The sequence below is a fragment of the Neorhizobium sp. 2083 genome, from assembly GCF_031455615.1.
GTDB lineage: Bacteria > Pseudomonadota > Alphaproteobacteria > Rhizobiales > Rhizobiaceae > Neorhizobium.
Window position 1 is genome coordinate 232,913 of the sequence record NZ_JAVDTC010000007.1, and the last position, 12,234, is coordinate 245,146.

The 12,234-nt window shown below is 59.0% G+C and carries 12 protein-coding genes; 11 read left to right on the plus strand and 1 reads right to left on the minus strand.

All coding sequences use genetic code 11. The annotated features are described in order from the left end of the window. The first annotated feature begins 10 nt into the window (after positions 1 to 10). The 6 genes from J2X76_RS25040 (at position 11) to J2X76_RS25065 (ending at position 5,559) form a co-directional block, all read left to right on the plus strand. On the plus strand, positions 11 to 829 hold the full coding sequence (locus J2X76_RS25040) for a sugar phosphate isomerase/epimerase family protein (protein WP_310220183.1): 819 nt from the start codon (positions 11 to 13) through the stop codon (positions 827 to 829). After that, positions 820 to 1,647, plus strand: coding sequence for a shikimate dehydrogenase (locus tag J2X76_RS25045; RefSeq protein WP_310220184.1), 828 nt, complete (start codon positions 820 to 822; stop codon positions 1,645 to 1,647). The genes J2X76_RS25040 and J2X76_RS25045 overlap by 10 nt, the downstream gene beginning before the upstream one ends. 30 nt (positions 1,648 to 1,677) lie before the next feature. Beyond that, the gene (locus tag J2X76_RS25050; protein WP_310220186.1) at positions 1,678 to 2,610 is read left to right on the plus strand and encodes a dihydrodipicolinate synthase family protein; all 933 of its coding nucleotides are present in this window, start codon (positions 1,678 to 1,680) and stop codon (positions 2,608 to 2,610) included. Between the two features lie 150 nt (positions 2,611 to 2,760). Next, positions 2,761 to 3,528 (plus strand): 2-keto-4-pentenoate hydratase, encoded by a 768-nt coding sequence (locus J2X76_RS25055; protein ID WP_310220188.1) that lies wholly within the window; start codon positions 2,761 to 2,763, stop codon positions 3,526 to 3,528. A 184-nt stretch (positions 3,529 to 3,712) separates the two neighbouring features. Then, entirely contained in the window at positions 3,713 to 4,522 is an 810-nt protein-coding gene (locus J2X76_RS25060; protein WP_310220190.1) for a sugar phosphate isomerase/epimerase family protein, read from the plus strand. Positions 4,523 to 4,767: 245 nt separating this feature from the next. Beyond that, a complete protein-coding gene (locus J2X76_RS25065; RefSeq protein WP_310220192.1) occupies positions 4,768 to 5,559 on the plus strand; it encodes an SDR family oxidoreductase in 792 nt (263 codons plus the stop codon). A 394-nt stretch (positions 5,560 to 5,953) separates the two neighbouring features. On the opposite strand, the gene J2X76_RS25070 is transcribed toward J2X76_RS25065, so the two are convergent. After that, on the minus strand, positions 5,954 to 6,808 hold the full coding sequence (locus J2X76_RS25070) for a GNAT family N-acetyltransferase (protein ID WP_310220194.1): 855 nt from the start codon (positions 6,806 to 6,808) through the stop codon (positions 5,954 to 5,956). Between the two features lie 302 nt (positions 6,809 to 7,110). Between J2X76_RS25070 and argE the strand changes: the two genes are divergently transcribed. The 5 genes from argE to J2X76_RS25095 all read left to right on the plus strand — a co-directional run bounded on the left by argE (position 7,111) and on the right by J2X76_RS25095 (position 12,226). After that, complete coding sequence (gene argE / locus J2X76_RS25075; RefSeq protein ID WP_310220356.1) at positions 7,111 to 8,241, plus strand: acetylornithine deacetylase; 1,131 nt, start codon at positions 7,111 to 7,113, stop codon at positions 8,239 to 8,241. Between the two features lie 22 nt (positions 8,242 to 8,263). Further along, positions 8,264 to 9,187, plus strand: coding sequence for a glyoxylate/hydroxypyruvate reductase A (locus J2X76_RS25080; RefSeq protein WP_310220196.1), 924 nt, complete (start codon positions 8,264 to 8,266; stop codon positions 9,185 to 9,187). Positions 9,188 to 9,211: 24 nt separating this feature from the next. Further along, on the plus strand, positions 9,212 to 9,574 hold the full coding sequence (locus J2X76_RS25085; RefSeq protein WP_113127449.1) for a cupin domain-containing protein: 363 nt from the start codon (positions 9,212 to 9,214) through the stop codon (positions 9,572 to 9,574). Positions 9,575 to 9,707: 133 nt separating this feature from the next. Continuing rightward, on the plus strand, positions 9,708 to 11,171 hold the full coding sequence (locus J2X76_RS25090) for an aldehyde dehydrogenase family protein (protein WP_310220198.1): 1,464 nt from the start codon (positions 9,708 to 9,710) through the stop codon (positions 11,169 to 11,171). Positions 11,172 to 11,185: 14 nt separating this feature from the next. Next, a complete protein-coding gene (locus tag J2X76_RS25095; protein ID WP_310220199.1) occupies positions 11,186 to 12,226 on the plus strand; it encodes a tartrate dehydrogenase in 1,041 nt (346 codons plus the stop codon). The last annotated feature ends 8 nt before the right edge of the window (positions 12,227 to 12,234 follow it).

Genomic DNA, 12,234 nt, shown 5'->3' on the forward strand with positions numbered 1-12,234 from the left:
GAAGGGGCCGATGACTAACATTGTCTTCAACCACGCGACTGTCCGCGAGAGAGCAGATATGTTGACCTTTCTTCGACTGAGCGCGGAGCGAGGACTGCAGACCGTTTCCATATGGGGAGACGAAATTGCCAAGGTCGGCGAAAATGACGCGCTCTCTGTTTTGCACGATTTCGGAATGACGGTCTCTGGATACAATCGTGTTGGACCGTTGGCAGCGGGTTCTCTTGACCGGGCCGAGGAAGAGCTCGAGCGGGCCGCCAGATTTGAGGCTGATCATGTCTTCCTGTTTACCGGGGGCTTGCGAGACAATGAAAAGGATTTGAGTTCAGCAAGACGAAGGACCGAGGATTCAATCGGCAAAGTGCTGGACATCGCACGCAAGATCGGAGTGAAACTCGCCATTGAGCCACTTCATCCTATGGTCACCGGTGACCGAACCCTCATTTCCAGTCTCTCGCACGCAAACTCTATTTGCGACGCGTTGGGCCCGGGTATCGGAGTCGTCATCGATGTCTACCATTGCTGGTGGGACGAAAGACTGGCAGCCGAGATCCAGCGCGCAGGCGACGCAGGCCGGCTCCTTGGTTTTCATGTCAATGACTGGCTCATCCCTACGCGGCATCTCCTGACCGATCGAGGCATGATGGGAGATGGGATCATAGACCTGCGCGGCATCTACTCGATGGTCCGAAGTGCCGGATACACGGGCACAGTCGAGGTGGAAATCTTCTCTACCGAATGGTGGTCTCGCGACCCCGCGGAGGTGATGGATATCGCGATCGATCGCTGCCGCAGCCTGTTTCAGCCCGGAATGAAATCATGCAAGTAAACATTCCCAACCTTGATGGAAACTCGCGTGTGTACGCTGTGTTTGGCGACCCTATACATCAGGTTCAAACGCCGCGTCTTATTAACCCGATCTTCGCGGACGCCGGGGTCAACATCTACGCGGTACCATTCCTAATCACCGCGGAACGTTTCGCTGCGACGTGGGATATCTTCTCTGCTATCCCCAACCTCTGCGGTATCAGCACCACGATCCCTCATAAAGTTGCGGCAGCCAAGAGATGCTCAACGCTCACGCCCACGGCGAAGGCTGTCGGTGCCGTCAATTGCGTCCAACGCGGAGAAGACGGCCTGATGAACGGCGCGCTCTTTGACGGTGTGGGTTTCGTTAACGGTCTCGGAGAGGAGAAGGTGCGGTTGCGCGGCGCTCGTGTGCTGATTGTCGGAACTGGTGGGGCTGGCCGGACTATCGCGTTTGCACTCGCGGAAGAAGGTGTCAGGAAGATCCATCTAATGGATCTCTCGGCTGAATCCGTCGCCTTTACCGCCGCGATGATCAATAGTTTCTGCGGTGAAGAATGCGCGGTTGCGGTCGATGGGTCGGCAGGGTGGGATTACGATATCGTCATCAATGCATCTCCCATCGGCGTGAAGGGAAATAGCAAATTTCCTATGCCGGAAGCCGCGATACGGCCAGAGATGCTTGTTGCCGATATCGCTAGTTTAAGTGAGGAAACGGCCCTATTGGCCGCCGCCAGGGCAGCCGGTGCAACGGTATCTGACGGCAATGACATGCTGCTCGCGCAGGTCCGCCTGATGGCGGGTTTTGCCGCAGGTCTGCCGGCAGGAACTGCGCTTTAAACATTCTCAGAAAGAGCGAGAGATTACATCATGAAAATCCAAGCCCAGGGCATCGTTCCCGTCATGCTTACCCCGTTCACCCCGGATAACCGGATTGACTGGGAAGGTCTCGAACGACTTGTTGAATGGTATATCACAAACGGTGCAGACACTCTCTTCGCCGTCTGCCAGTCGAGCGAGATGCAGAAATTGTCACTGGAGGAGCGAGTTGAGCTTTCCAGAAAAGTCGTCTCGTTGGCTGCCGGGCGCGTAGCGGTCATCTCATCAGGACATATCAGCGAGAGCCGGGATGACCAGCGCGCCGAACTGGAGGCGATGGCCAAGACAGGGATCGACGCGCTTGTCCTTGTCAGCAACAGGCTCGACACAATGAATGAAGGAACCGTAGCATTTCGCTCCAGCCTCGACGCGATCTTGAGTTGGCTTCCCAGCGACCTACCCCTCGGTCTGTACGAATGCCCGGCACCCTATCGCCGTCTCTTGAGCGATGACGAGTTCAAACTGTGCCGCGACACCGGCCGCTTCGTAACGCTGAAGGATGTCTCCTGCGACCTCGAAACGGTCAAGCGGCGCGTCGCGCTCTCCGGCGACTCCGGCTTTGCAATTATTAACGCCAACGCCGCCATAGCAGCAGCCGCCATGCGCGCAGGTTCGAAAGGCTTTTCTGGCGTCTTCACCAATATCCACCCCGACCTCTACGCTTGGCTCTACAAGCATGCTGCCGAAGACAGCGATCTGCGCCGCGATCTGGAAAATTTCCTGGCGCTGGCGGCGATGGCCGAGCCGATGGGCTATCCCGGTCTTGCCAAGGTTTGGCACAAGCGTCTTGGCACGTTCGAGAGCGTCCATTCTCGCGTGACAGATTATGACATTGCCGAGCGGCACTGGGCAGTCATGGATCTGTTGGATCATATTCAGCAAGGGACGGAACGGTTCCGCGAGCGGATCAAGCGGGTTTCCTAACGAGCACCGTCGAATTCTTCAGGGCGTCGCAAAGAGCGCCACGCCCTGAAGAACAGCAATTCTCCGCGAAACGCGCTTTTGTCGATGCGGTCACCATCGGATGATCCCGACCCTTCCGTCTTTCGAGCGCAGCCGTTCAAGAGGTAGGACATGTCCCTCACTTTAACAGCATCTGACCTGATTGCACTGGCTCATCAGCTGCGCAGGCTCCGTAGTGATGCAAGCCAAATTCCGACGGATCAACTCGTGTCTGTGCCGACAGCGCTTGAGGACGCAAAAGAGGTGCAGAGGCAACTGTCGAAACTCGAGGGAGCAGACGTCCCTGCGTGGAAAGTGGCCAAATCGCCCGAGGGCGAACCTGTTGTCGCTCCACTTCATCCATACTTCGATGATCCTTCCGATGCGGTCATTGCATGGCGAAAAGGCATGAAAATCGAGATAGAAATTGCCGTGGAGCTTTGCCAGGATCTTCCTGTCCGGGTCGACACATCCTATCACCGAGCCGACATCGAGGCCGCAATTTCAAATGTGTACCTTGGTGCGGAACTGGTTTGGAGTGGCATTTCGGAAGGCGCCAACATTTCCTTCCCGGCCTTCCTGGCGGACCGCTTGGGAAACGTCGGTTACGTAAAAGGGCCAGTCCTGACCGTGGCGGCTCTTCACCCTGGTTCGGCTTTCCCCCTTAAGCTCTGGCTCAACAAGCAACTCGCTTTCGACGCCGCTGGAAATCATCCGACGAAGGATGTGCTCACCTGGCTCTGCGAGTACGCGAACAATCGATCGAGGCCTGCCGAAGTGCTCAAAGCGGGCTCGGTTATCACGACGGGAAGCCTCTGTGGCGCACTCGAAGTTCCCGATCCGGGCGATGTATCCATCCAACTGGGCGAGTACGTTTTGCTGGATTTCGCGCTGTCATAAGTCTTTCAAACATGCCGAAAGGTGCCTGAGGCAATGCAGTTGAATGCTCTTTATACGAGCTTAGTTCTCGTTCGCCGCCGGCACGAGATATTGCTCCTCCAGGCTTCCAAACGTTCCACGCACTCCCTGAGTGTCAATTTCAACATTGCCTAGATGTCGCGCTGAAAACGACTAGGAGACGTCAATGATCATCAACACTTTTTCCTACCTTTGGAAATCCACTGCGATAGAGGCGATGTCTGAACTCATCAGCCATGGCTTTTCGGTATTTGAAGTTCCCGTGAGTTCCCCCCACTGCTGGCCGGACGAGATGTCGAAAAGTTCGCGTTCGGACGCGAGAAAGCAACTTCAGGACAACGGGGCGAGCGTCAGGTCGCTGAATGCTGGGGGATACGATATCAACCTCGCCAGCCCAGGCGCAAATATGAGGCGTAAAAGTACTGACCATATTAAGGACGTCATCCAACTGGCGGTCGATTGGGGGGTAACCGACGTCGTAATTTCCCCGGGAACGCGACGTCCGATGATTTCTCCAACAATTCCGCAAGCCCTTGGATGGCTATCTGAGAGCCTTGATGTGCTCCTGCCCGTTGCCAAGCAAGCCGGCGTGCGTCTTCTCATGGAGAACACGCCATATTGCTTCAGGCCGACGATCGGTGAGCTCGTCAGCCTCGTTGAGGAAATCAGAAGCGAAAACCTGAGTATCGTCTACGATGTCGCAAACGCTGCCTATATCGGCGAGGATCCGGTAGCCAGCCTTCAATCGCATCACGCTCACATAGGTCTCGTGCACATTTCGGATACGGGCACGGACGTGTGGGGCCATGATCCAATCGGCACAGGCATCATAGATTTCGTGGGACTGGGACGCGCCGTCGACTCAGTTTTTAGTGTCGACCGCGTCGTTCTCGAGATCATTCGCGAAGAAGAACCACTGCTGGAAGTCAACAACGCGCTGCAGGAACTCAAAAAGAGGGGCTGGCGCCTCGATTGATGAAGCCCGTTTCGCGACCACGCTGGGCGCGCGAAATCCGCGTTTGAAGGAGAGAAAGCTTGCCCGGAAACCATCTGAAGCAGTGGATACCCCTAGCCATAAGAATGTGCGCGAACGTTTCGGGACCCTCTGGTTAGACGCCGGCGCGCCAGTGCGGCTAGACATTGTCGCAGCTCATCTAGAATCGTATTGCGATATGGAAATCAATTCCATATTATTCTGTAACAACAGTTGGAGAAACGTCCATGAAAGTCTTAGTTAGTGGCGGAAGCCGCGGGATTGGCGCAGCGGTTTGTATTCGTATCGCAGAAGCGGCTGCAGCAAGGGGCGAGCGTGCTCAGATCGCCGTTTGTGGTCTGGGTTCATCCGAAGGGCAGGAGGACGTTGCACGTTCGGTGCGCGCGTTGGGAGGCGATGCTATCGCGCTATCGGGCGACCTGGGCAATGTCGATGTGGTCCCGGGCCTTGTGGAAACCGCAGTATCGGAATTCGGCGGCCTGGACGCTCTGGTCGCCAATGCCGGCGTAGCAAGCCCAGGAAATATTTGTGACTTGTCGGTTGCCGATTGGGATAACATGTTCGCGGTCAACCTTCGCGGAGCGTGGCTTTTAGCCAAATACTGCTACCCGCATCTGAAGCAGAGTCGGGGTGCGGCGTGCTTCACATCGTCAATGTCGGGACAGGTACCTCATGCCGGGTCAGGAGCCTATAGTCCAAGCAAAGCGGGGCTGACCATGCTTGCGAAAACCCTCGCCTTGGAATGGGCGCCAGATGGCATTCGTTCGAACATCGTCTCGCCGGGGATGACCCACACGCCAATGACTGAAAAGATGTACGCCGATCCAGCGATCAAGAGTGCAAGAGAGGCTCTGATCCCGCTGTCGAGAATCGGGGATCCCAAAGATATAGCAAACGCAATCGAGTTCCTGATAAGTCCGCTTGCAGCTTACATCACCGGTCAAGACCTCTGCGTCGACGGTGGCTTTTCAAAATCAATCCTGAGCCACATCCCTGGGCGTCCAAGCTCAAAACCATAGTCGGCAAGTTCGCCGCTCTGAACCCTGCCCAAAGTACTCCTAGACCCTCTGGGCCTGGTTGAGGGGCGAATGCGGACCCACACGGACGAACTCAACCTGAAACAGGAGGCTCGGTATGCTGAATAGACGTCAGATATTGGAGAGCGCCGCTGCAAGCACCCTTCTGTTTCTCACAGATCGGCGCGCCTTTGCGCAAACCGCGACCGTCTATCCTGGCGGATAGACGGTGCACTCAGGGCCGCGCCCGGAGAGCAAACCCAGCTTCGTCAAGGTTCGCGAAGGCCGATTGGAGGGTATCCTCAGCCCCGAGGGATTACGTTATTTCCGTGGCACGCATTCTTACGATTAAATGCCAAACGAAATCCAGGAAATTGACCAGAGGCGATACAAACAGTCAGCCGAGAGAATGCGAGGCCAAGGCATAGATAATCGGGCCGCCGTCGAGCCCCATGCCGTAAACGGCTTCTTCCCGGGTCACCATCGTCATTACCGTATTGTGGACACCGAGGCCGCATTGCTGGACGAAGGATGCAAAGGCGCCGTTGTCCAAATGCGTGTCGATGCGCAGGAAGCCGCCGACATGGGCGGCGACATGCGGGTGGGTGACCCGGATCGCATCGCCATCGCAAATGGCAACCACCGGGCCGACGACATGCCCGCGCCCGAAACGGCGGCGCATCGAATAGGCACGCAGCTTGTCGCCCTCGTAAAGACCATAGGTGATGGAACTGTCGAATAGCCGTAGGAGATGCTGGCGGCGAGCGGCACCGAAAGCCGGTGCGTCGAGCGCGATGATCGCTTCCAGATCGCCGCGGTCGAGCCGTCGCAGGGCAAGCCCAGCCTCGATTGGCGCAATCGGCGCCGGCGCAATTGCGGTTCCTTGGCACTGATACACCGTGCCCTTGGGGATGAAGCCGAGCGAGACATAAAGCCGACGGGCTTCGCGCGTGGAGTTCAGTCGCAGACAGTCGTGACCGCAATCGGTCATGATCCGCTGCATCAGCCATTTGGCCGCGCCATTGGCCTGCAGCCTGGGTGATGTGACCAGCATTCCAAAGGTAGCGAAGCTTTCGCCATGGGGAAACCACATGGCAGAGGCACCGACCCGGCCGATTTCGTCCAGCGCCACATAGCCCTTGCCGATATCAAGCAGATGCTGCCAGTCGGCCGCCCGGTGCGGCCAGCCGACGGAAATCGACAATGCCTGCAACTGTGAAACTTCGACATTCGCGATGTCGACGAAGCGCATCTCGAAATTATCAACATTCAATGTCCGAGGTAAATCGCTATCCATCATTTATCCAGCCGAACCGACACGCCCTCCTCCGGACAATGCGCCCGGATATCCCCATGGCTATCCTAATCATCATCCGACGGAACATTTCACTGCTGATGCGCGATGCAGCACAAGATTTGACCGTATCCCCTCCGCTTTCGGCAGCCATTTCATCTGCACCGCTCTAACCTTGATCCTTGAGATTGGTTCACCTGTTCTGCGCAAGCCGGTTTGCGGAGGTGAGTTGACACTGTCTGGAGGCAGAAACGATGGCGATGCGCGCCCTGGACATCTTGGAAAAGCTGGTCGGCTTTCCGTCCGTCGTCAGCACGCCGAATGGCGAGGTCGTCGAATGGATCGCCGATTATCTCAAATCTCTCGGTATCCGCGCGCATGTCCTGCCCGGTCCGGACGGCGACAGGGCAAATCTATTTGCGACGATCGGCCCGGATGACCGGCCAGGTTACATCCTCTCCGGCCACATGGACGTCGTGCCTGCCGCCGAAGCAGGATGGAACAGCGATCCCTTCCGCGCGCGGATCGAAGACGGCAGGATTTACGGCCGCGGCACGAGTGACATGAAGGGGTTTCTGGCGGCTGTCCTTGCTGCCGTGCCGGCGATGGTCTCCAGGCCGCTTTCCCGTCCCATCCATCTCGCTTTCTCCTATGACGAGGAAGCAGGTTGCCGCGGCGTGCCGCATCTGCTGGCCCGCCTGCCCGATCTCTGCACGTCTCCACTCGGCGCCATCATCGGCGAGCCGAGCGGTATGAAGGCAATCCTCGCGCATAAGGGCAAGGCCGCAGCCAGTTTGACGCTCAAGGGCCGTTCCGGCCACTCTTCCCGACCGAATCTCGGCCTCAATGCCATCCATGCAATGACCGAAGTGCAGCAGGCCGCGGTTGCGGCTGCCGCAACGCTGGCCCAAGGCCCGTTCGAGGCGGAATTCGAGCCGCCCTATTCGTCGCTTTCGATCGGCAGAATCAGCGGCGGCCAGGCCGTCAACATCATTCCCGAGCTTTGCAGCATCGAACTGGAGGCCCGCGCTATCTCCTCCGCCGACCCGGAAACTCTGCTTCAACCGGTGCGCGCCGCAGCCGAAAAGCTGGCGGCAAGGGGTTTCGGCGTCGATTGGCAGATCTTGAGCAACTATCCGGCGCTGCTTCTTTCCCACGGTTCGCCGCTTGCCCGCCTCCTCCAGGATCTGACGGGATGTGAGCCGCTCGCCGCCGTCAGCTATGGAACCGAGGCCGGCCTTTACCAGCGGGCGGGAATGGATGCGATCATCTGCGGACCCGGCGACATTGCGCAGGCGCACAAGCCGAACGAGTTCATCGAGACCGGCGAGCTCGCCGCCTGCCAGGCGATGATCGAAGCCCTCGGCGACAGGTGCCGAGCCGAAACCTGACGGCCCAGAACCGGAGCACAGAATGACATTCCTCTTCAACTCTGACACCGCCCGCGGCCAAGTCTTTCGCGATGTCTTCGCCCGCGAACTGCCGGACCTGCCGTTTTCCATGGATGCTGCTTCGGTCGATCCGGACGCCGTCCGCTACATCATCACCTGGACGGTCCCGTCCGATCTGGCGCGCTACCGCAACCTGGAAGTGATCTTTTCGATCGGTGCCGGCGTCGATCAGTTCCAGGCCGCCAAGATCCCAGATCATATCCGGATCGTAAGGATGATCGAGGACGGCATCATCCGCATGATGCAGGAATATGTCACGCTCGGCGTGTTGGCCCTGCACCGCAACCTGCCTGTCTATATCCAGCAGAAAAAGACCGAGCTCTGGCAGTCCCTGCCGCCGGTGCAGACGAGCGACCGCCGGGTCGGCATATTGGGGCTCGGCAGCCTGGCCCAGGCATCCTTCGACCGATTGAAGCCTTTCGGCTTTTCGGTTGCCGGATGGAGCCGCTCGGCCCGCGAGATCGAGGGAGTGCGTTGTTTCAGCGGCCCGGCCGGCCTGACGGCGATGCTGGCCGAAACCGATATCCTGATCTGCCTTCTTCCCCTCACCGACGAAACCCGTGGCTTCCTCAATGCGGATCTTTTCCGCCAACTGCCGAAAGGCGCCGGCCTCGTTCAGGTGGGGCGCGGACCGCAACTGGATGACCGGGCGCTTCTGGACGCACTCGACAGCGGACACCTGTCCGGCGCAGTCATCGATGTCACGGATCCGCAGCCTCTGCCGCCCGGTCATCCCCTTTGGCGGCATGAGCGGATCATCATCACGCCCTATACCGCCAGCGTCACCCAACCTCAGACCGCAGCCCTGGCCGTCGCGGACAACATCAAGCGGCTTCGCGCCGGGCTCGATCCGGTAGGCCTCGTCGATCGCCGACGCGGCTACTGAACACTCAACCCTAAAGGAACAGCAATGTCGCTTCTCAAGACCATCGAACACAACCCGTCCTTCGCGCCGCGGGAAGACAAGCCGACAGCCGAACGGCTGATCTCCGGCAGCCCGGAATTCAAGACCTGGGCACAGGACGCGTCCCATGACGAACTCGTCCGCACCGGCGTCTGGGAGGCAACGCCCGGCCTCACCCATTCGATCAAGGGAACGACCTTCGAATTCTGCCACATCATTTCGGGCGTCGTGGAAATCACGCCGAAGGATGGCGAGCCGGTGACCTATAAGGCAGGTGACAGCTTCGTCATGAAGCCGGGCTTCGTCGGCACCTGGAAGACGATCGAAACGGTACGCAAGATCTACCTCGTCGTGACGCCCAAGGCGTGATCCGGCGGCTTGCCAAACAATACGCCGTATGGCGCGGCTAAAACGGATTTTTCAGCCGCGCCAACTCCCTCTACCGGATCACGCAGATGTGCCGATACGGTAGCATTCTAGTCAGATGATCGGAGATGGACCGATGAGCCTTAGTTTTGATCCTGACAGCCTGTCGTTTCCAACAGGACATTTCATCGGAGGCAAATTCGAGACTGCCGACGGCGTCATTCCTATGCATCGGCCCTCCGATGGCAAGGCCTATGCCGATTGTCCGGTCGCCGACGCCGATCTGGTCGATCAGGCCGTGCAGACGGCCAAAAAGGCCTTGAAGGACAGCAACTGGGGCGGAATTCGCCCGCGCGAGCGGTTGAAGGCATTGCATCGCTGGGCGGATCTGATCGAACAGAACGCCGTGGAACTCGCAAAACTGGAGGCCGTTTCCTCTACGCGGCCTGTCGGCCATCTGGTCGATGGTGACGTCGGTATTTCGGCCGAACAAATCCGCTTCTTCGCGGAATTCGCCGACAAGGAAGGCAGCGATCTCGTGCCGACCGACGACGGCAATCTCGGGATGATCATGACCGAGCCCTATGGTGTCGTCGGCGCCATCACGCCCTGGAATTTCCCGATCAACATGGCAGCCTGGAAGCTCGGCCCGGCGCTTGCAGCCGGCAATGCGGTGGTGCTGAAACCGTCCGAAATGACGCCGTTCTCGACCATCCGGCTGGCGGAGCTCGCGGTTAAGGCCGGCATTCCGGCCGGGTTGATCAATATCGTCCTCGGCGACGGCATGGTGACCGGCAATGCGATCACCGGCCATCCGGATATCGCCAAGGTCAGCTTTACCGGCTCGACCCGCGCCGGCTCGGCGATCATGGAAAACATCGCCCGCACCGGCATCAAGCCGATGACGCTGGAACTCGGCGGCAAGAGCCCGCAGCTCGTCTTCGCAGACGCCGATATAGACAAGGCTGCCGCAGCGGTGACGGCAAGCATCACCAGCAATGCCGGCCAGGCCTGCGTCGCCGGATCGCGCCTGATCGTCGAGAAAAGCGTGGCACCCCGGCTGATCGAGGCCATCCTGAAAAAGATGGCCGGCATCGTTCCAGGTCCGACCTGGGATGCGGCCAGCCAGTATTCGCCGATCATTTCCGAGAGGCAGCGCCAGCGCATCGACGACATCATCGACGCCTCGGTTAAGGGCGGTGCAGAATGCCTGACGGGCGGGCGTTCCATGGACATGCCGGGATATTTCTATTCCCCGACGCTGATCGCCGGCGTCGACCAGAATTCTCCGGCCGTCATCGAGGAAATCTTCGGGCCCGTTCTGACCCTGCAGACCTTCGAGGATGAAGACGAAGGAATGAGCCTTGCCGACCATCCGAGCTACGGACTTGCTGCCGGCCTCTTCACCAGCGATCTTTCCCGCGCCATCCGCCTGACGCGGAGGCTGCAGGCGGGTACGATCTGGGTCAACCGCTATGGCCGTTCACGCGACCACATCCTGCCGACCGGCGGCTACAAGCAGTCCGGCATCGGCAAGGATCTCGGCCGGGAAGCATTCCAGGCCAACCGCAAGAGCAAGAGCGTCCTGATCAGCCTCTGAGGATTTTTGACAAAATGACGACACACAAGATTGCCCTGATCCCCGGCGACGGTATCGGCCGCGACATGGTCTCCGCCGCCTGGTCGGTGCTGCAGAAAGCCGCCGATGCGCATGGCTTCGACCTCAAAGGCACGGATTTCCCCTGGTCCTGCGCCTTCTACAAGGAAACCGGCGCAATGATGCCGGCGGACGGGATCGAGACTCTGCGCGGCTTCGACGCCATCCTGCTCGGCGCTGTCGGCTGGCCGGCCGAAGTGCCGGATTCGGTCTCGCTGCATGGTCTGCTCCTGCCGATCCGCAAGAGTTTTGTCCAATATGCCAATATCCGCCCGCATCGGCTACTTTCCGGCGTCGAGGGACCGCTGAAGACGACTACCTTCGATATTCTCTGCATCCGTGAAAACACCGAGGGCGAATATTCCGGCGCCGGCGGCCGCATCCATCAGGGCAGCGGCGATGAAGTGGCCGTCGAAACCTCGATCTTCACCCGCAAAGGCGTCGAGCGCATCCTGCGCTTCGCCTTCGAGCAGGCCCGTACACGACGCAAGAAGCTCGCCTCGGTCACCAAGTCGAATGCCCAAAAATATTCGATGGTGTTCTGGGATGATGTGACAAAGCAGCTTTCGGCCGAATATCCCGATGTCGAGGTCACCAGCTATCACATCGACGCCATGGCGGCGCGCATGGTGATGGCACCGGAAACGCTCGACGTGGTGGTCGCCTCCAACCTGTTCGGCGACATCCTGACCGATCTCGGCGCGGCGATCCAGGGTGGCCTCGGTTTCGCCGCCTCGGCCAATATCAATCCGGAGCGTAATGCGCCGTCGATGTTCGAGCCAGTACATGGCTCGGCCCCTGACATTGCCCATCTAGGCATCGCCAATCCGATCGCCACCGTCTGGTCCGGCGCCATGATGCTCGAACATCTTGGGGAAAAGGATGCAGCTGCCGCCGTGATGAAGGCAATCGAGAGGGTTACCGCAAGCGGTATCGGCACGGTCCCCGGCAAGGACAAGACAGATGCCATTACCGCAGCCCTGCTCGCTGCGCTCTGAACCCGAGG